16 protein-coding genes are annotated in these 18,461 nt (G+C 73.5%); 4 read left to right on the forward strand and 12 right to left on the reverse strand.

Annotated features, from left to right (window positions below):
* The 4 genes from AC2CJA_RS01825 to AC2CJA_RS01840 all read right to left on the reverse strand — a co-directional run.
* Nucleotides 1-2,159, reverse strand: a 2,159-nt coding sequence (locus AC2CJA_RS01825) for a putative bifunctional diguanylate cyclase/phosphodiesterase (protein ID WP_484600855.1), incomplete at its 3' end; no start/stop codon positions are given.
* A gap of 223 nt (nt 2,160-2,382) precedes the next feature.
* Nucleotides 2,383-4,575: an NAD-dependent DNA ligase LigA gene (gene ligA / locus AC2CJA_RS01830; protein WP_484600856.1), complete on the reverse strand. Its 2,193-nt coding sequence runs from the start codon at nt 4,573-4,575 to the stop codon at nt 2,383-2,385.
* Nucleotides 4,576-4,590: 15 nt separating this feature from the next.
* Entirely contained in the window at nt 4,591-5,616 is a 1,026-nt protein-coding gene (locus AC2CJA_RS01835; protein WP_484600857.1) for a methionine synthase, read from the reverse strand.
* Complete coding sequence (locus AC2CJA_RS01840) at nt 5,613-6,302, reverse strand: SDR family oxidoreductase (protein ID WP_484600896.1); 690 nt, start codon at nt 6,300-6,302, stop codon at nt 5,613-5,615. Before AC2CJA_RS01840 ends, AC2CJA_RS01835 begins: the two co-directional genes overlap by 4 nt.
* A 196-nt stretch (nt 6,303-6,498) precedes the next feature.
* Here AC2CJA_RS01840 and AC2CJA_RS01845 point away from each other — a divergent pair, with 196 nt between their 5' ends.
* Nucleotides 6,499-8,394 (forward strand): NAD-binding protein, encoded by a 1,896-nt coding sequence (locus tag AC2CJA_RS01845; RefSeq protein WP_484600897.1) that lies wholly within the window; start codon nt 6,499-6,501, stop codon nt 8,392-8,394.
* 28 nt (nt 8,395-8,422) lie between these two features.
* Here AC2CJA_RS01845 and AC2CJA_RS01850 read toward each other — a convergent pair whose 3' ends face one another.
* Both AC2CJA_RS01850 and AC2CJA_RS01855 read right to left on the reverse strand, forming a co-directional pair.
* Nucleotides 8,423-9,268: a class I SAM-dependent DNA methyltransferase gene (locus tag AC2CJA_RS01850; RefSeq protein ID WP_484600858.1), complete on the reverse strand. Its 846-nt coding sequence runs from the start codon at nt 9,266-9,268 to the stop codon at nt 8,423-8,425.
* A gap of 189 nt (nt 9,269-9,457) precedes the next feature.
* On the reverse strand, nt 9,458-9,934 hold the full coding sequence (locus AC2CJA_RS01855) for an ATP-binding protein (RefSeq protein WP_484600859.1): 477 nt from the start codon (nt 9,932-9,934) through the stop codon (nt 9,458-9,460).
* A gap of 269 nt (nt 9,935-10,203) precedes the next feature.
* Here AC2CJA_RS01855 and AC2CJA_RS01860 point away from each other — a divergent pair, with 269 nt between their 5' ends.
* Together AC2CJA_RS01860 and AC2CJA_RS01865 are read left to right on the forward strand one after the other, a co-directional pair.
* A complete protein-coding gene (locus AC2CJA_RS01860; protein ID WP_484600860.1) occupies nt 10,204-11,058 on the forward strand; it encodes a helix-turn-helix domain-containing protein in 855 nt (284 codons plus the stop codon).
* A gap of 11 nt (nt 11,059-11,069) precedes the next feature.
* Complete coding sequence (locus AC2CJA_RS01865) at nt 11,070-11,270, forward strand: DUF397 domain-containing protein (RefSeq protein WP_484600861.1); 201 nt, start codon at nt 11,070-11,072, stop codon at nt 11,268-11,270.
* Between the two features lie 336 nt (nt 11,271-11,606).
* Here AC2CJA_RS01865 and AC2CJA_RS01870 read toward each other — a convergent pair whose 3' ends face one another.
* Nucleotides 11,607-12,410 (reverse strand): serine protease, encoded by an 804-nt coding sequence (locus tag AC2CJA_RS01870; RefSeq protein ID WP_484600898.1) that lies wholly within the window; start codon nt 12,408-12,410, stop codon nt 11,607-11,609.
* Nucleotides 12,411-12,730: 320 nt separating this feature from the next.
* Nucleotides 12,731-13,888 (reverse strand): tRNA 2-thiouridine(34) synthase MnmA, encoded by a 1,158-nt coding sequence (mnmA, locus tag AC2CJA_RS01875; RefSeq protein WP_484600862.1) that lies wholly within the window; start codon nt 13,886-13,888, stop codon nt 12,731-12,733.
* A 72-nt stretch (nt 13,889-13,960) separates the two neighbouring features.
* Here mnmA and AC2CJA_RS01880 point away from each other — a divergent pair, with 72 nt between their 5' ends.
* Complete coding sequence (locus AC2CJA_RS01880; protein WP_484600863.1) at nt 13,961-14,647, forward strand: N-acetylmuramoyl-L-alanine amidase; 687 nt, start codon at nt 13,961-13,963, stop codon at nt 14,645-14,647.
* Nucleotides 14,648-14,695: 48 nt separating this feature from the next.
* Here the strand turns inward: AC2CJA_RS01880 and AC2CJA_RS01885 are convergent, their stop codons facing one another.
* From AC2CJA_RS01885 to AC2CJA_RS01900, 4 genes are all read right to left on the reverse strand, one after another.
* Entirely contained in the window at nt 14,696-15,865 is a 1,170-nt protein-coding gene (locus tag AC2CJA_RS01885; protein WP_484600864.1) for a cysteine desulfurase family protein, read from the reverse strand.
* 107 nt (nt 15,866-15,972) lie between these two features.
* Nucleotides 15,973-16,449: a Dps family protein gene (locus AC2CJA_RS01890; RefSeq protein WP_484600865.1), complete on the reverse strand. Its 477-nt coding sequence runs from the start codon at nt 16,447-16,449 to the stop codon at nt 15,973-15,975.
* A gap of 411 nt (nt 16,450-16,860) precedes the next feature.
* Nucleotides 16,861-17,694, reverse strand: coding sequence for a thioesterase family protein (locus tag AC2CJA_RS01895; protein WP_484600866.1), 834 nt, complete (start codon nt 17,692-17,694; stop codon nt 16,861-16,863).
* 69 nt (nt 17,695-17,763) lie between these two features.
* Nucleotides 17,764-18,429: a trimeric intracellular cation channel family protein gene (locus tag AC2CJA_RS01900; protein ID WP_484600867.1), complete on the reverse strand. Its 666-nt coding sequence runs from the start codon at nt 18,427-18,429 to the stop codon at nt 17,764-17,766.
* Between the last annotated feature and the right edge of the window lie 32 nt (nt 18,430-18,461).

Here is an 18,461-nt window from a genome sequence, read left to right on the forward strand (position 1 = left end):
GGCCCCGGCAGCGCGGGGTGCGCCGTCTCGACCGGCGGCGGCGCCCCGTCGCGCGCCCGCAGCCAGGCGGTGGCCTCGGCGGGGGGCATCGCGGCCGACACCAGCCAGCCCTGTACGGCGTCGCAGCCCAGGTCGCGCAGGCGCTCCCAGGTCTCGTCGTCCTCCACGCCCTCGGCGACGACGAGCAGGCCGAGGGAGTGCGCGAGGTCCACCGTGCAGCGCACGATCTCGGCGTCCTCGGTGTCCACCGCCAGGCGGGCCACGAAGGAGCGGTCGATCTTCAGCTCGCTCACCGGCAGTCTCCGCAGGTGCACCAGCGAGGAGTAACCGGTGCCGAAGTCGTCCAGGGACATCCGCACACCGTGGCCGGTGAGCGCGGCGAGGGTGTCGGCGGCCTGCTGCGGGTCCTCCAGCAGGACGTGCTCGGTGATCTCCAGCTGGAGCGCCCCGGCCGGGACACCGTGCCGGGCCAGCCGGGCCGCCACCGATCCGGCGAAGCCGGGGCTGTGGACGTCGCGGGGCGAGACGTTGACGGCGACCGGCACGGTCAGGCCCCAGGAGCGCCAGCGGGCGACCTGGGCGAGCGCGGTCTCCAGCACGTAGTCGGTCAGGCGCGGCATCAGGCCGGAGGACTCCGCGATGGCGATGAACTCGTCCGGGGGCACCCTGCCCCGCTCGGGGTGCACCCAGCGCACCAGTGCCTCCAGCCCCGAGACGGAGCCGTCGAAGGCGACCTTGGGCTGGTAGTGCAGCTCGATCTCGCCCGCGTCCAGGGCGCGGCGCAGGTCCCCCAGCAGGCCCAGCCGGTCGGGTGTGTTGCCGTCGCGGGTGGCCTCGTACACCTCCACACCGCTGCGGTCGCGTTTGGCCTGGTACATCGCGACGTCGGCACGGCGCAGCAGGCCCTCCGCCTCGCCGGCGTGGTCGGGGAAGACCGCGACCCCCGCGCTGGCCTCCAGTTCCAGGGTCAGCCCGTCCAGGTCCAGCGGCGAGCCGAGAGCGGAGACGAGGGCGCGGGCGATGCGCTGTGCGCTGGTGGGCGAGTCGGCGAGGGGGAGCAGTACGGCGAATTCGTCGCCGCCGAGCCGGGCCACCTCGGCGCCCCGGGGCAGCGCGGCCCGCAACCGGTCCGCGATCTGCAGCAGCAGCCGGTCGCCCGCCAGGTGGCCGAGGGTGTCGTTGACCGACCGGAAGCGGTCGAGGTCGATGAGGACGAGGGCGGAGCGGGCGCCCATCCGGTCGGCCTCGTCCAGTGCGGACCAGGTGCGTTCCAGCAGCCACTGACGGTTGGCGAGCCCGGTGAGGGGGTCGCGCAGCCGCTCCTCGGCGCGGGCGCGGGCGATCCACAGGGCGGAGTCCAGCGCGACCAGCGGCACGGAGAACAGCGGCAGCAGCAGCGGCATGTGGACGGCGACGACCACGATCAGCGGCGAGATGGCCGGCAGCGCGAGGACGACCAGGCCCTGCCGCACCAGGGCGGTGCGGGCGACGGTGGGCAGCTCCCCCCGGCGCGGGGCCAGGATGCACCACAGCAGGGTCCGGGTGACGAGCAGGTAGGCGGCGGCGGCCAGGAAGACCTCGGGCAGCGCGTACGGGCTCCAGGCGGCCGGGCGCCAGGGCTCCCCCACGGAGGGGTGCACGCCGAAGGCCGCCAGGCACAGCGCCGCGGTGCCGATGCCGAGGATGTCCACCGCGCCGTGCCGCAGTGCCTGGCGCCAGCGGTGCCGCCGGGCCGCGCCGACCAGGACCACCACCGCGAGGCTGACCAGGAGGGCCGGGATCCAGCCGTACAGCAGCAGGATGGCCAGGGTGAGGGCGGCGCCGGAGCCGGTGCCGCCCCACCAGCGGTCACGGCCGAGGGCGACCAGGTGGCCGACGATGAGGCCGGTGAGGATGGCGAAGGACCAGCCCGCCGTGCCGCCGGGGAAGAGAGCGCGCCCTTCGGAGACCACCTGGTGGACCCCGGCGGCCAGGACGGCGGCGGCGACCGCCAGGACCGCGCGGGAGAGCCCGGAGGTCTCCGGGGAGGTGACGCGCCGCGGCTCCGGCGCGCCGCCGGAGCCGTCGCCCGGTGGGACGGTGCCCGGCGGGGCGGCGGTCGGTCGAGGCCGCTCGTGGCGGAGCCACTGCTGTCCCCGGCCCCGGGGTTTGTGCTGCATGCGCGTCCCTCTCACAGCCGTCGGTGCCCACGCCACGGCAGGCGCACCCCGTCAACAGTAGGGCGCGGGCGGCCGGCTGGGCAGTGATCGATCGGGGTTGCCCGGATGCCGACCGGTCGATCGCGTCCGTCTGATAAGCGCCGCGCAGCCTCTCCTCATCACTCAGTCAAGGGCATTGCCCTGAAAAGGATTTGGCGATGACGCCACCACCACCGACGATCCGTCATCCGGCGGGCGACTCGGCGTCGGGCTCGGCGGGGGCGACCGCGGCCTCCCGCGCGGCGTCGGGCCCCCGCTCCAGCAGGACGGCGAGACCGGCGTCGTCCAGGATCGGGACCTTCAACTGCACGGCCTTGTCATACTTCGATCCAGGGCTGTCGCCCGCCACAATAAAACCGGTCTTCTTCGAAACAGAACCGGTCACTTTTGCTCCCCGGCTCTGCAGCGCCTCTTTTGCGCCATCCCGCGTGTACGACCGCAGGGTCCCGGTGACCACCACCGTGACCCCCTCCAGCGGACGTGGCCCCTCCTCGGCGCCGCCCTCCTCCTCCATCCGGACGCCGGCCGCCCGCCACTTCCCGACGATCTCGCGGTGCCACTCCTCGGCGAACCAGGCCTTGAGCGAGGCCGCGATGGTCGGGCCGACCCCCTCGGTGGCCGCCAGCTCCTCCTCGGAGGCCTCGGCGATCCGGTCCAGGGAGCGGAACTCCCTGGCCAGCGCCTCGGCCGCGACCGGGCCGACGTGACGGATCGACAGTCCCGCGATGATCCTGGCCAGCGGGCGCTCCTTGGCCGCCTGGATGTTCTCCAGCATCGCCAGCGCGTTCTTCTTCGGCTCGCCCCTGAGGTTGGCGAAGAAGGTGACGACCTTCTCCTCCCCCGTCTTCGGATCCCGCTTGGGCAGGCCGCTGTCCGGATCCAGCACGTAGGTCCTGATGGGCAGCAGCTGCTCGACGGTGAGGTCGAACAGGTCCCCCTCGTCCCGCAGCGGCGGTGCGGCCGGCTCCAGCGGCTGCGTCAGCGCGGTCGCCGCCACGTACCCGAAGTGCTCGATGTCCAGGCACTTGCGCCCCGCGAGGTAGTAGAGCCGCTCACGCAGCTGGCCCGGACAGGAGCGGGCGTTGGGGCAGCGCAGGTCGACATCCCCCTCCTTGGCCGGCTTCAGCCCGGTGCCGCACTCGGGGCACTCGGCGGGCATCACGAACTCCCGTTCACCGCCGTCCCTCAGATCGGCGACGGGGCCCAGGATCTCGGGGATGACGTCACCCGCCTTGCGCAGCGCGACGGTGTCCCCGATCAGCACGCCCTTGGCCCTGACCACGTCCTGGTTGTGCAGGGTGGCGAACTCCACCTCCGAACCGGCCACCGTCACCGGCTCCACCACGGCGAACGGCGTGGCCCGCCCGGTGCGGCCGATGCTCACCTTGATGTCCAGCAGCCTGGTGTTGACCTCCTCCGGCGGGTACTTCCAGGCGATCGCCCAGCGCGGCGCCCGCGAGGTGGAGCCCAGCCGCCCCTGGAGTGGGATCTCGTCCAGCTTGACGACGACCCCGTCGATCTCGTGCTCCACCGAGTGCCGGTTGGCGCCGTGGTACGCGATGAACTCCCGCACCTCGCCGATGGAACCGGCCACCCTGTTGTGCGCGGCGGTCGGCAGGCCCCACTCGCGCAGCAGCCCGTAGGCGTGCGAGAGCCGGTCGATGTCGAGGCCCTCGCGGGCGCCGATGCCGTGCACCACCATGTGCAGCGGGCGCTCCGCGGTGACCTTGGGGTCCTTCTGCCGCAGCGAACCGGCGGCCGCGTTGCGGGGGTTGGCGAACGCCGGCTTGCCCGCCTCGACCAGCCGCGCGTTCAGCTCCTCGAAGCGCTCCATGGGGATGAACACCTCGCCGCGGATCTCCACCAGGTCCGGGACGCGCTCCCCCTTCAGCCGCTCGGGGATCTGCGCGATGGTGCGGACGTTGGGCGTGATGTCCTCCCCGGTGCGGCCGTCGCCGCGGGTCGCGGCACGCGTCAGCCTGCCGTGCTCGTACGTCAGGTTGACCGCGAGCCCGTCCACCTTCAGCTCGCACAGGAAGTGGTATGGCACGCCGCCCAGTTCGCGCGCGATCCGGTCGGCCCAGGAGTCCAGCTCCTCGTCGTCGAAGGCGTTGTCCAGCGACAGCATCCGCTCGCGGTGCCGTACGGCGGTGAACTCCGTCTCGTAGGAGCCAGCCACCTTCTGCGTCGGCGAGTCCGGCGTGGCCAGCTCCGGGTACCTCGCCTCCAGCTCCTGGAGCTCGCGCATCAGGGCGTCGAACTCGGCGTCGCTGACGACCGGTGTCGTCACGTAGTACCGGAAGCGGTGCTCGTCGACCTCCTGGGCCAGCCGCGCGTGCCTCTCGCGCGCCTCACTGTCCGGGCTCACCGTCTCCATGTGTCAAGCCTCCCGTTACTCAGGGTCGTTCGCGAGTGAGCGTGCGGCCCGGACACAGTGCGCGAGCGCGGCCCGCGCGTAGGCGGGCGAGGCGCCCGCCAGACCGCAGGCGGGCGTGACGACCACCGATCGCGCCAGCAGCTCCGGAGACAACCCCAGCCTGCGCCACAGCGTCCTGACACCCATGACGCTACCGGCAGGGTCTGACAGCGCGCTCGAGTCCGGCTCCACCGCCGGGACCGCCCCGGCGAACAGCGCCGTACCCGCCTCGACCGCTTCCCCGACCGCCTCGTCGTCACGTTCGGTGAGCAGCGAGAGGTCGAAGGAGATCCCGTCCGCGCCCGCCCTGCGCAGCAGCCCGAAGGGCACCCCCGGAGCGCAGGAGTGCACCACCACGGAGCCTCCCTCCGCCGCCTCCCGGGCCGCTCCGACCACCTGCCGCAGCGCCCCCTCGGCCACACCCCGGTCCACGGCCGGATGGGTGCGGTAGCCGCTGGCGGTGGACACCCTGCCCAGCAGCACCGCCGTCAGCGACGGCTCGTCGAGCTGGAGGACGACCCGGGCCCCCGGCACCCTGCGCCGCACCTCGGCCAGATGGGCGCGCAGCCCCTCGGCCAGGGACTCGGCCAGATAGCGGCAGGCTCCCGCGTCGCCGAGCATCGCCTCGCCGCCGCGGCGCTCCAGCGAGGCCGCCAGCGTCCACGGCCCGACGGCGGAGACCTTCAGCGCCCCGGTGTGGCCCTGGGTGAACTCCTCCAGCGCGTCCAGGTCCTCCCCCAGCCAGGACCGGGCCCGCCGGGTGTCGCGCCCGGGTGCGTCGCCCACCCGCCAGCCGCTCGGCTCCAGGCGGACGTACAGCTCCGCCAGCAGCCCGGCCGTCCGCCCGATCATGTCGGCGCCGGGCCCGCGCGCGGGCAGCTCCGGCAGGTACGGGAAGTGCTCCAGGCTGCCGGTGACGGTCCTGGCCGCCTCCCGGGCGTCGGTGCCGGGCATCGACCCGACGCCGGTCGCGGCCTCCTTGCCCCACACGTGCTCCCTCACGCCGACGGCCTCACCCTCAGGTCGGTGATCTCCGAGCCCGCGGGCAGATCGAGGGCGGTGAGGACGGCGGTCGCCACCGCGGACGGGGGGATCCAGCGCGCCGGGTCGTACTCCCTGCCCTCCTGCCGGTGCACCCTGGCCTGCATGGGCGTGGCGGTGCGCCCCGGGTAGACGGAGGTCACCCGCACCCCGGCACCGCCCTCCTCCGCGCGCAGCGAGTCGGCGAGCGCCTTCAGCCCGTGCTTGCTGGCCGCGTACGCGCCCCAGTCGGCGTTGGCGTTCAGGCCCGCGCCGGAGTTGACGAAGACCACGTGGCCGTGGGCCGGGCGGAGTTGCGGCAGCAGCAACCGGGTCAGCTCGGCCGGGCCGACGAGGTTGACCGCCAGGGTGGCGTTCCAGACCTTCGGCGTCAGCTCCCCGATCCTCCCCAGGTCCACCACTCCGGCGACGTGCAGCAGCGAGTCCACCCGCTCCGGCAGCTCCTGGTGGGACAGCGCCCACGACAGCCGCTCGGGCTCGGCCAGGTCCGCGACGAGGGTGCGGGCGCCGGGGAAGCGCTCGGCCAGTTCCCTGGCGCGGCCCGCGTTCCGCGCCGTAAGCCACAGTTCCTCGCCCCGCTCCCGAAGACGCTCGGCGATCTCGGCCCCGATGCCGGAGCCCGCCCCGGTGATCACATGCGTTCCCATGCGCACATCGTCCCATCCGCCGCCCCGGGTGGCGGGAATGGTGCCGTCCACCGCGGCGGGCGTGGTCGAATCAGGTCCCATGGCCGCTCCCGTACCGCAGCCCCCTCGGCCGGAGTCCTCCGCGCCCGCCGCCGTTCCCGTCCCCGCCGTCCCCCCGCAGGGCGGCCACCGGCGGGGCGGCGGGCGCTCGGGCCACATGGTCGTGTGCGGCGACAACTCGCTGTCGCAGCGGCTGGTGCGCGAACTCACCACCGTCTACGGCCAGCGGGTCACCGTGGTCCTGCCCTCGCTGCGCGGCGGCGACCAGGGCCCGCAGATCGCCGCGCTGGTCGGCGACCGGCGTCTGGACGTACGGGCGGTGGAGGCCCAGGCACCCGACGACGAGGCGCTGCGGGAGGCGGGCGTCGAGCACGCCGCCGCGCTGGCGCTGACCTCCGGCGACGACCAGATCAACATCCACACCGCCCTGCGCGCCCGTCGCATCAACCCCGAACTGCGCCTGGTCATCCGGATGTTCAACCGGACACTGGGCCGCTACCTGGAGGACCTGCTCGACCGGACCATCACCGCCCGCGTCCCCGGCCTGGACCAGAGGGTCGTGGACGCCTCCACCACCGTCCTGTCCGACGCGGACACCGCCGCCCCCTCCATGGTGGCGGCGGCCGTGGTCGGCAGCAGCAAGGTCGTCCACGCCGGCGGGCTGTTGCTGCGGGCCAAGGAGCGCACCGTCGGCACCGCCGGCCGCCGCGCCCCGCTGTGCACCCTGGCCCTGCTGCCCGACGCGCCGGACTCCGACGAGGGCGACGTCTACACCGACCCCGAGGACCACGACGGCCCCGTCCTGCTGCCCGACCCGCGCGAGCTGGAGGGCCTGCCCGACGAGCGCGGCACCGTCGTCCTGGAGGCGATCACCCGCCGCCCCGACCGGGCCGGCGCCCCCGCCCCCCGTGTACCGAGACTGCCGGTGGGCAGCTTCTTCTCCCGGAAGCTGCGGGCCGCCCTGCTCGGGCTCACCGCGGTGGTCGTCCTGCTCGCCGCCGCTAACTGGTACGTCACCCGCGAGACGCCGCTGCACGCCGCCTACATCACCCTGCTCAACGTGATGTCCATCAACGAGCCCGAACTGGGGGGCGGCACCGGGGAGCAGGTCCTGCAACTGCTGGGCGGGCTGGCGGGCACCGCGCTGCTGCCGCTGATGTTCGCCGTCGTGCTGGAGAGCTACGGCACCTTCCGCCGGGCGGCCGCCCTGCCGCCCCCGCCGCCCGGTGTCGAGAAGCACATCGTCCTGCTGGGGCTGGGCAAGGTCGGCACCCGTGTGCTGGACCAGCTGCTGGAACTGGGCATCCCCGTGGTGTGCATCGAGCGCGACGCCGAGGCCCGCGGCATCGCCACCGCCCGCGCCCGCCGGGTGCCGACCCTGATCGCCGACGTCACCGAGGGCGGAGTGCTGGAGGAGGCGGGGATAGCGCGCAGCCACGCCCTGCTGGCACTGACCAGCGACAGCGGCACCAACCTGGAGGCCACGCTCTACGCCCGCCAGGTCAACCCCGGTCTGCGGGTGGTGATGCGCCTGTTCGACGACGAGTTCGCCGCCACCGTCTACCGCACGCTGCGCGACACCTACCCCGCCGCGCAGACCCGCAGCCGCAGCGTCTCGGCGCTGGCGGCCCCGGCCTTCGCCGGCGCCATGATGGGACGCCAGGTGCTGGGCGCCATACCCGTGGGCCGCCGGGTGCTGGTCTTCGCCGCGGTCTCGGTGGAGGGCAACCGGCTGCTGGAGGGCCGCACCGTCGGCGAGGCGTTCCGCCCCGGCTCCTGGCGGATCCTGGCCCTGGACACCGCCCCGCCCGACCGCCGCCGCGCCGATCTGGGCTCCCTCACCTCCGGCGCCCGCACCTACACCCTCACCGGCGATCTCGCCTGGCGGCTGCACGACGGCTACGTGCTGACGGCCGGCGACCGCGTGGTGGTGGCCGCCACCCGCGAGGGCCTGGGCACCCTGCTCTCGGGAGAGGACCCGCGCGGAGCCGGCGCAGGCGGGACGAGTGACACGGACGGCGCGGGAGCGGGGGACCCGGCTCCCGCGCCGTGAACCGCGCCCCCGTCCGCGCCGGGGCGCGCTACACGGGGCTGCGCTCCGGTTCAGCGCCACCCGCTGCCGCCCGGTCGGGCGCCGGGCGGGTGACGCGGATCTTGGACTGGCCGTGCGGGCGCCGCTCCCAGTCGTCCATGAGACGGGCCTCCAGGCCGTGACCGGCCGCGAGGCCGGTCAGCGTCTCGGTACGGTAGTAGAAGTCCTCGCGCAGCACGTGGTGCTCGCGGCCCTCGGTGCGGTCGAAGGTGAAGTCGAAGAAGCCGCCCGGCGCGAGGACCCTCCCCACGTTCTCCAGGCACTGGTCGATGACCTCCAGTGGTGAGTGGGAGAAGACGCTGTGGGCGTGGACGACCGTGAAGTGGTTCTCCGGCAGGAAGTCGAAGGTCAGGTCGTCGGCGATCGTCAGATGGGGCAGCTTGTCCTGGAGCCCGTGGCGCACCACGGTCCGCTTGGCCTCGATCAGGATGTCGGGCGAGATGTCGATGCCGTGGTAGTGGCCCGGCTCCAGGTGGTCGATGAACAGCCGGCCTGCCCGCAGGTTGCCGCAGCCGATCTCCAGCATCCGGTCGTCCGGCCTCAGCCCGTGCTCCATCAGGTAGTCGAACTGCATCTGCCCGAGGGCCAGCCAGCGCTCGTACGACGGCCGGCCGCCGACCGCCGCCTCGGGGCTGCGGGCGGCGTCGGAGGCCATCACCGCCCGGTAGTAACCGATGTGGTCGCCGCGGTACCTCGCCCGCAGCCAGGCGTCCCGGGCGGTCCGCCGCAGATGGGCGGGGACGCGTCCGGGGTGGGCGAGTGCGTACCGCGCCCTGTGCGCGAGGGCGGCGCGGTTCCGGGAGAGCTTGGAGTCGGACGGATTCCTGGCTCCCATGGGCACCTCCGTGTCGCTGGGTGACGGGACGGCCGCACACGGTTCAGGCGATCCGCCCGGTTACTCCGATTGGTCAGTGTTCCCCGCACTCCGCCTGATCACAACCGATGCCGCACCGGGCAGGCCCCGGCCGGAGAACACGCGAGCGCCGACCGCGGGAGCACCCGGTGCACCGCGCCCGCCGCTCCGTCAGGCGGCGGGCACCAGGGCGGACGGAGGCGGAGGCCCGCCCCAGAGCAGTTCGAACCAGACGGTCCTGCCGCCCGGTCCGGCGGGTCCGCCCCCGGCCGGGCAGTCGCCCCAGCGGTCGGCGAGCACGTCGAGGATGAGCAGCCCGCGCCCGCCCTCCCGGTCGGGAGGCGGCGGGGACGAGGACGGCGCGGGCACCCCGCCGGGCCCGGCGTCCCACACGCTGACCCGCAGGACGGGATGGAGCCACCGCAGCGTCACGGCGGCGGCGTGCTCGCCGTACCTGACGGAGTTGGTGGCCAGCTCCGAGGTCAGCAGTTCCGCCCGGCCGGCCAGTTCGGGCAGCCCGTGCGCGGCCAGGACGGCCCGCAGGGTCCTTCTGGCGATCCCCGGGCCGCGCGGGTCGCGGGGGAAGCGCAGTTCGTACTCCCAGGGTTCGGCGAACGGGATCGGCTTCGGGAACGGTGGCGTGCTCACGCGGTCCTCCGGTGGGGTGTGAGGGCTGGTCGCGCCGCCGGGCGGCCGGTACACGGGGCGGTGGCCTGCCGTACGCCCTCCCGGGCAGGCCGCACGGTGCGCTTCCGCCGCGCGCTCGGCGGTGCGGCGCGGTGCTGTGACCCACAAGTTAGGGCAGAACGACTCACAGGTGAGCCCAAGAATCACGAAAGAGTGAAACATTGGTTGACTCACTGGAGCGCTCCGCGCACTGCTGGAAAACTGTCCACGCCCACGGCGAGAGAGGACAGATGGCAGCCCGGAACACCCCTACCGCACGTCAGCGCCGCCTGGCGACGGAGATGCGCAGACTGCGCGAGCAGGCCGGTCTCTCCACCACGCAGGCAGCCGCCCTTCTCGGCTCCGACCGGACGATGGTCTCCAACATCGAAGCCGGACGGACCGGACTCAGCGGAGAGCGGGTCCGCCAGATCGCGTCCCTCTACCGCTGCCCGGACCCGGCACTCGTCGATGCCCTGGCCGCCATGGCCGGAGGCCGTCGGAGTCACTGCTGGTGGGAGGAGTACCGGGGAAAGCTGCCGGACGGATTCCTCGACGTCTCGGAGATCGAGCACCATGCGGCCCGGATCCGCACCGTGCAGACGGTCCACCTACCAGGTCTGCTGCAGACCGAGGACCACGCCAGGGCGCTCTTCGAACTCGTCGTACCCGAACTGTCCCGACTGGAGGTCGAGTTGCGCGTGGCCCACAGGCTGGGCCGCCAGGCCGTTCTGAGCGGAGCCGACCCGACTCCCTACTCCGCCGTCGTCCACGAGACCGCCCTGCGCATGCGGTTCGGCTCCCGGAGGACCGTCATCGCCCAGCTCAGGCACCTGATCGAAGCAGGCGAACGGGACAACGTCACCCTCACGGTGATCCCCTTCCACGCCGGCGGCTTCCCCGGAGCGGACCAGTCCGTCCTGTACGCGGAGGGCGCGGTCCCGCAACTGGACACCGTGCAACTCGACTCCGAGTTCGGTCCCGTCTTCATCGACTCCCCGACACCGCTGGTCAACTACCGGACGCTGCTGCGACTGATCGGGCAGTGCTCCTTGCCTCCGGCCGAGTCACGGGATTTCATCCACTCGATCGCCCGTGACGTGTGAGAGGAACAGCGGTGTCCGAACCCTCCTGGCAGAAGTCCTCGTTCTCCGGCGGCGGCGGCAACAACTGCGTGGAGGTGGCCGCCGATGACGGCGACGGCATAGCCGTCCGCGAGAGCACCGACCCCGGCCGCGTCCTCACCACCGACCGCGCCGCCTTCCGCGCCCTCGTCCGGGGTGCGAAGGCCGGGGCGTTCGACCGTCTCGTCCGGTAGGGCCGCCCAGGCGGTACTCCAGTCCGGTTCCGCGATCTCGCTGGTGGACCCGGCTGGAAACGCGTACGGCCACCGCGTGATCATCGGGGGCCGTGCGGACCCCTGAAGACCGTACGGTGGCCGCGAACCACGGCGTGGACACTGTCCGCCGGCGGCAGATGTCCGGCCGGGCCATGGCCTGGATCGCGTTACATTCCGGCCGAGTTGAGTCGCGGACTGTCGCCTGGGCCGGAGCGGTTGACCGGCCGGCCGCCGCTCCCCGTACCGCCACCCGGTCGGCGGTCCCGCGCGGCCACGGTCATGCGGCGGTCCCGTGACGGGTGGCGGACAGCGATGTCATCGCCAGGAGTCGGCCTGGCTCGGCCTCGTCGCGTAGACGGCGCCGGGGGTGTTCCGGAGAATCCATTCCAGGTAGGAGGAGACGCGGGTGTTCACGCCGGGGCTGCTACCGGCGCAGCCCCTGCCGTGGGAGATGACGCCGACCAGGACGGGGTAATGGGCGTTGCGTTCGGCGTAGTGGATCACAGGACCGCCGCCGTCGTACGTACAGGCATCCCGGCCCGGTGCGTAGGTGCAGATGCTGTCGGAAGTGATGTCGGGCCAGTCTCGGTTGACGCACTCGGCGTTGGTCATCGTGTCGAGCTGGGCGCTCTGCAGGACACTGCTCACCGGGCCGTTGAGACTGAGGGCGCCCCAGCCCATGGCCTCCACGGCGACGTTGTCGAAGCTGTCGGGCGCGTGCTCCCAGGGCAGGTAAGCCACATCGATCCCCAAGTTCGTCTGCACCGGCTCCACGAGTTGCACCAAGGCGATGTTGTTCGCCATGGTCTCGGGGACGTAGTTCTCGTGAACCACGATGCCCTTGGCCTGGACCATCCGCGTGTAGTAGGAATCCTCGGACGTACTGTAGTCGTGATCGCCCAGCAGAACCCCTACCGATTGCACAGATCTGCGGTCAACGCAGTGTGCGGCGGTCAACACATACCTGGGGGAGATCAGCGTCGCCCCGCAGAACAGGCTCCTCCGCTCGACATCGATCAGGCCGGCCATGAACTGATGGTGACGGGGCTTCGCCTCCTCTCCTCCGACGATGGCCGCGGCCGGTCCGGCCTGCGGGCCCGCCGCCAGGCACACGCCCATCAGCAGCACAGCCAGTTTCCTCTTCCAGCGCACAGTGGTTCCCTCCGTTTGCCCGATACGTCAGACGACCATGGCATGGTCGCGCCAGCTCCCCGGTCGAGGGCACCGGTTTCCAGAAATCACCCGAACGGGTGACTGTGCCACCCAGAGCAATCAGCCCTCTTGCCGACACCGGGAAAAGGGCGCCCGGATCCACGGGCTTGCCGGACCGCGGGACGGACGGCGCTCCGAAGAGAGGACGAAGGGCGGCGTCCCGGAGGAAGAGGCCGGGTCGCTCCGTCACCCACTGAAGACGGTCCGATACCCGCCCGGCGGAAGGGCTACCGGACGGCGGCAGCCGCGGCGCGGCGTTCGGTGGCGGCGATGGTGGCCGAGCCGACCACGCGGGTGCCGTCGTAGAGGACGATCGCCTGGCCCGGGGCGACGCCGCGCACCGGCTCGGTGAAGGCGACCCTCAGCTCGTCGCCGTCCGGACCGCCGACCAGCTCGGCCGTCACCGGCGTCTCGCCGCCGTGGGCGCGCAGCTGGGCGGTGTAGGTGCCCGGCCCGGCGGGCGGGGTGCCGCACCAGCGGGGGCGGATGGCCCGCAGCGCGACCACGTCCAGCGCGGAGGCCGGGCCGACGGTGACGGTGTTGTCCACCGGGGAGATGTCCAGCACGTAGCGCGGCTTGCCGTCGGGGGCGGGGTGGCCGATGCGCAGCCCCTTGCGTTGGCCGACGGTGAAGCCGTACGCGCCGGAGTGGGTGCCGATCCTGTTGCCGTCCTCGTCGAGGATGTCGCCCTCGGCGGTACCCAGGTGCCTGGCGAGGAAGCCCTGGGTGTCGCCGTCGGCGATGAAGCAGATGTCGTGGCTGTCGGGCTTCTTCGCCACCGCCAGGCCCCGGCGCTCGGCCTCGGCGCGGATCTCCTCCTTGGTGGTGGCGGTGTCGCCGAGGGGGAACATGGCGTGGGCGAGCTGCCGCTCGTCCAGCACGCCCAGCACATAGCTCTGGTCCTTGGCCATGTCGGTGGCGCGGTGCAGCTCGCGGGCGCCGTCCTCGCGCAGCACGACGGTGGCGTAGTGGCCGGTGCACACCGCGTCGAAGCCCAGCGCCAGGGCCTTGTCCAGCAGCGCGGCGAACTTGATCTTCTCGTTGCAGCGCAGGCAGGGGTTGGGGGTGCGGCCGGCCTCGTACTCGGCGACGAAGTCCTCCACCACGTCCTGGCGGAAGCGCTCGGCCAGGTCCCACACGTAGAAGGGGATGCCGATGACATCGGCGGCGCGGCGGGCGTCGCGGGAGTCCTCGACCGTGCAGCAGCCGCGGGCGCCGGTGCGGAAGGACCGCGGGTTCGCCGAGAGGGCGAGGTGGACGCCGGTGACGTCGTGGCCGGCCTCCACCGCACGGGCGGCGGCGACGGCGGAGTCCACCCCGCCGGACATGGCGGCGAGGACGCGGAGGCGGGGGGCGGGGGTGGGCGCACCGGTCGTGTCAGTCATAGCGCCTCCAGGGTACGGGTCCGGGCGCGGGCCGATGGAACCGTACGGGTGTTCCCGGGCGTTGTGCGGTGTGTGAGTGAGAGAGAAGCCCCCGCACGCCACCGGGCGGACGGGAAGGGGCGGCCGGTGGGCCGCCGCGCCCTGCTGGTCGGCGGAGCGGCGGTGGGCCTGGGCGCCCTCGGATACGCCGCCCGCGACGACCTGGCCCGGACGTGGTGGAAGGTGCCGGGCGTGGACCGGCCGCGCACCGAGGGCGAGGTGGACCACCCGGGCGCGGACTGGGTGCCGGCCTCCGGGGCGAACTGGCGGCGGGCCGACCGGCCCTACGACTACACCGTCGACCGGGTGGTGGTGCACGTCATCCAGGGTTCCTACGAGGTGGCCCTGAAGGTCTTCCAGGACCCGTCCCACCGCGCCGCGACCCACTACGTGGTGCGCACCTCCGACGGGAAGGTGACGCAGATGGTGCGGGAGCTGGACGTGGCCTACCACGCGGGAAACCGCGAGTACAACGAGCGCAGCGTCGGCATCGAGCACGAGGGCTTCGTGGGCCGCCCGGAGACGCTCACCGACGCCACCTACCGGGCGTCGGCGGTGCTGACGGCCGGGATATGCGACCGGTACGGCCTGCCCCGGGACCGCGAGCACGTCGTCGGCCACGTCGAGGTGCCCGGCACCGACCACACCGACCCCGGGCCGCACTGGGACTGGGAGCGGTACATGCGGATGGTGCGGGACGTGCCGGTCCGCAAGGCGTGAGCGGGCTCTGAGCGGGCCGTGGGCCGCGCCCGGCCCACGACCCAGCCCTTACGACAGTCCGGCGCCGCGGGCGCGCTCCACGGCCGGGCCGATGGCGGCGGCCACCGCCTCCACGTCCGCCCCGGTGGAGGTGTGGCCCAGCGAGAAGCGCAGGGTGCCCCGGGCCAGCTCCGGGTCGGTGCCCGTGGCCAGCAGGACGTGGCTGGGCTGGGCGACGCCGGCGGTGCAGGCCGACCCGGTGGAGCACTCGATGCCCTGGGCGTCCAGCAGGAGCAGCAGCGAGTCGCCCTCGCAGCCGGGGAAGGAGAAGTGGGCGTTGGCGGGCAGCCGGCCGGCCGGATCGGGGTCGCCGCCCAGGACGGCGTCCGGCACGGCCTCGGTCACGGCCGCCACCAGCGCGTCCCGCAGCGCGCCGATCTCGCGGGCGAACTCCTCGTGCCGCCCGGCCGCCAGCCGTGCGGCGACCGCGAAGGCGGCGACGGCGGGTACGTCCAGGGTGCCGGAGCGCACGTCGCGCTCCTGGCCGCCGCCGTGCAGCAGCGGCGTGGGGGCCCACTGCCTGCCCAGCAGCAGCGCGCCGATGCCGTACGGGCCGCCGATCTTGTGGCCGCTGACCGTCATCGCGGCCAGGTTGGAGGCGGCGAAGTCCACCGGCACCTGGCCGACGGCCTGGACGGCGTCCGCGTGCATCGGAATGCCGAACTCGGCCGCGATCGCGGCCAGTTCGGCCGTGGGCTGGAGGGTGCCGATCTCGTTGTTGGCCCACATCACGGTGATCAGGGCGATGTCTCCGGGCTCCTTCTCCACCGCCTCGCGCAGCGCCTCGGGGTGGACCCTCCCCAGGGAGTCGACCGGCAGCCACTCCACCCGGGCGCCCTCGTGGTCGGCGAGCCAGTGGACGGCGTCGAGGACCGCGTGGTGCTCGACGGGGCTGGCCAGGAGGCGGGTACGGACGGGGTCGGCCGCGCGCCGGGCCCAGTACAGGCCCTTGACGGCGAGGTTGTCGGCCTCGGTGCCGCCGGAGGTGAGGACCACCTCGCTCGGCCGGGCGCCGAGGGCGGCGGCGAGGGTCTCGCGCCCCTCCTCCACCGTGCGCCGGGCCCGCCGTCCCGCCGCGTGGAGGGAGGAGGCGTTGCCGACGGCGCCGAGCTGGGCGGTCATCGCCTGCACCGCCTCCGGGAGCATGGGGGTGGTGGCGGCGTGGTCAAGGTAGGCCATGGTCAACCGATTCTACGAGCCGCCCGGGCCGCGGCGGGAGCGAGGACCGGCCAGTGGACCGGTCCTCGCTCTCCCGCCCCGGAAAGCCGTGAGGCGGGCGGCCGTCCTCAGTCGACCTTGTGCTCGGCCTGGAACATCCAGTGGTGCTTCTCGAGGTCGGCGATGATCGCGATGAGGATGTCCTGGGTCACCGGGTCGGGCTTCTCCGTGGCGTCCATGCGCTCGCGCATCCGGTTCACCACGGAGGCCAGCGCTCCGACCATGACCTCGACGGCCTTGTCGTCCTGGTGCCAGCCGCTCTCCACTCCGGTGATACCGCTGCCGGACGCGAGGGCGGAGGCACGGCCGTCGGGGGCCAGACCCAGGGCCGCGGCGCGCTCGGCGACGGTGTCGGAGTAGGTGCGCGCGGTGTCCACGACCTCGTCGAGCTGGAGGTGGATGGAGCGGAACCGCGGGCCGATCACGGTCCAGTGGACCTGCTTGGCCACCAGCGACAGGTCGACCAGGTCCACCAGTGCGCCCTGCAACGCCTCTCCGACGACCTTGAGGTCCTGGTCGGGCAGTGTGCTCTTCACGGCGTACATCCGTTGACCACCTTCACTTCTCTCACTGGGGAGCTTTGTCGCACATAGTGTTTTTCACGTTGTCCGTCCCTTTTCAGGCTACCCGTGAAGGGTTCCGTCACTCCCGTGCCGCCGGCCCCGCCGATCCGGTCGCGCACCGCGTTCACGCCGGTCACAGCGGGTGCCGGGGCACTGGGGCGACATCGCTACGTGTGCCCAGCGCCGCCCGGCGCATGCGGAAGCGGGGGGGGGGGGGGGGGGGGGGGGGGGGGGGGGGGGCGGCGGGGGGGGGCGGCCGGGCCGCCGCGCGCGCCGGGGGCCCCCCCCCCCCCGCCGCCCGGGGCGCGGCCCCGGCCCCCGCCCGGGGGGGGGGCCCCCGGGCCGCGAAGCGCGCGACGGAGACGGCGGCCGGGGTCGAGTCCGGGTCCGGGCTCAGACCGGCAGGGTGCGGGCGAGCTGGCGGGACTGGGCGACCAGCCGGTCCTCGCCGTCCCAGACCTCGGCGTCCTCCTCCAGGAAACCGCCGGCCAGGTTGCGGGTGGTGACGGCCACCCGCACCGGCCCGGGGGCCGGTCGGCGGCGGACGTGGACGGTCAGCTCCACCGTCGGCACCCAGCCGGACAGGCCCAGCTCGAAGGCGGTGGGCGGCAGGGCGTCCACGGCCAGCAGCAGGGAGAGGGGATCGTGGTCGCGGCCGTCGGCCAGCCCGAACCAGCCGCGCATCTCGCCGCGCCCGCTGGGCGCGCCGACCGCCCAGCCGACGGTGGCCGGATCCAGACGCAGGTCGACCTGGTGGGTGATGGGCGGAACGGCGGACGGATCCATGCCGTCCGCGGCCCCGAGGCAGCTCTCGTACGGCGGGATCCGCGGCGGCTTGGCGCTGGTGCGGACGTCGTCGGGCAGCGCGGCCAGGTCCCCGTAACTCGCCAGCACGCGGATACGCTCGACCTCCTGTCCGTCCTCGTCCCGCTGGAGGAGGGAGGCGGCGCCGGTGGACAGGGTGCGGCCGGCGCGTACGGCGGTGGTGCGCACGGTCGCCGGGCCCGGCCGGGAGGCGGTGAGGTAGTGCGCGGTGATGGAGAAGGGGTCGGGGTGCGGCAGGGCGTCGCCGAGGGCCCGGCCGAGCAGGGCCAGCAGATAGCCGCCGTTGACGGCGTGCCCGATGGTCCACTGGGCGGAGAGATCGGCGCCGTAGACGCCCTCCCCCTGTGCTGTGACGGCCGTGTCGCGATCGAACGCGCTGGTACCGATGGTTGCCTCGGTCATGGCAGTACACGGTACAGGTTTTTATTACCGGCTAGTAGCCAAGTTCAGGCAGGACCTGCCCGCGTCCGCTCAAGCCTCTCCCCCGCCCTCCTCGGTCCGCCGGCTGCGGCGGTGCCAGGCCCGCGGCGCGCGCCAGTTGTAGCGCAGGGCCAGTAGCCGCAGGACGAAGGCGAGGGCCGCCGCCGCGCCGCTGGTCACCCCGTTCAGCTCCCCGGCCTTGACCAGCAGCGCCACCGCCGTCGCCCCGACGACGGCCGGTACGGCGTAGACCTCGCGGTCCCAGCGCAGCAGTGAGGGCACCTCGTTGGCCAGGACGTCGCGCAGCACGCCGCCGCCGGCGGCCGTGGCCAGCCCCATGACGACCGAGGCGGTCAGACCGAGCCCGTAGGCGTGCGCCTTGACCGTGCCGGTGACGCAGAACAGGCCGAGCCCGGCCGCGTCGAAGACCATCACCGCCCGGTTGATCCGCTCCACCTGCGGGTGGAGGAAGAAGACCAGCACCGTGGCGGCCAGCGGGGTCAGCAGATAGCCGAGGTCGGTGAAGGCGGCCGGGGGCACCGCCCCGATCACCAGGTCCCGGAAGAGCCCGCCGCCCAGCCCGGTGACCGAGGCGAGCAGCGCCATGCCGACGACGTCGAAGTTCTTGCGGACGGCGAGCAGCGCGCCGGAGACGGCGAAGACGAAGATCCCGGCCAGGTCGAGCCAGTGCTGGACGGAAGGGGTGAACAGATCCACCCCCCGGTTGTAACAGGTGCCGTACGCGCGCC

It is taken from the genome of Streptomyces sp. ATLC9, assembly GCF_057196705.1.

What these genes read in the sequence shown, in the direction of transcription:
- ligA (WP_484600856.1), bottom strand. Translation starts at nt 4,575, where the DNA reads ATGGAGACGGTGAGCCCGGACAGTGAGGCGCGCGAGAGGCACGCGCGG.
- AC2CJA_RS01840 (WP_484600896.1), bottom strand. Translation starts at nt 6,302, where the DNA reads ATGGGAACGCATGTGATCACCGGGGCGGGCTCCGGCATCGGGGCCGAG.
- AC2CJA_RS01845 (WP_484600897.1), top strand. Translation starts at nt 6,499, where the DNA reads ATGGTCGTGTGCGGCGACAACTCGCTGTCGCAGCGGCTGGTGCGCGAA.
- AC2CJA_RS01850 (WP_484600858.1), bottom strand. Translation starts at nt 9,268, where the DNA reads ATGGGAGCCAGGAATCCGTCCGACTCCAAGCTCTCCCGGAACCGCGCC.
- AC2CJA_RS01860 (WP_484600860.1), top strand. Translation starts at nt 10,204, where the DNA reads ATGGCAGCCCGGAACACCCCTACCGCACGTCAGCGCCGCCTGGCGACG.
- AC2CJA_RS01870 (WP_484600898.1), bottom strand. Translation starts at nt 12,410, where the DNA reads ATGGGCGTGTGCCTGGCGGCGGGCCCGCAGGCCGGACCGGCCGCGGCC.
- mnmA (WP_484600862.1), bottom strand. Translation starts at nt 13,888, where the DNA reads ATGACTGACACGACCGGTGCGCCCACCCCCGCCCCCCGCCTCCGCGTC.
- AC2CJA_RS01885 (WP_484600864.1), bottom strand. Translation starts at nt 15,865, where the DNA reads ATGGCCTACCTTGACCACGCCGCCACCACCCCCATGCTCCCGGAGGCG.
- AC2CJA_RS01890 (WP_484600865.1), bottom strand. Translation starts at nt 16,449, where the DNA reads ATGTACGCCGTGAAGAGCACACTGCCCGACCAGGACCTCAAGGTCGTC.
- AC2CJA_RS01895 (WP_484600866.1), bottom strand. Translation starts at nt 17,694, where the DNA reads ATGACCGAGGCAACCATCGGTACCAGCGCGTTCGATCGCGACACGGCC.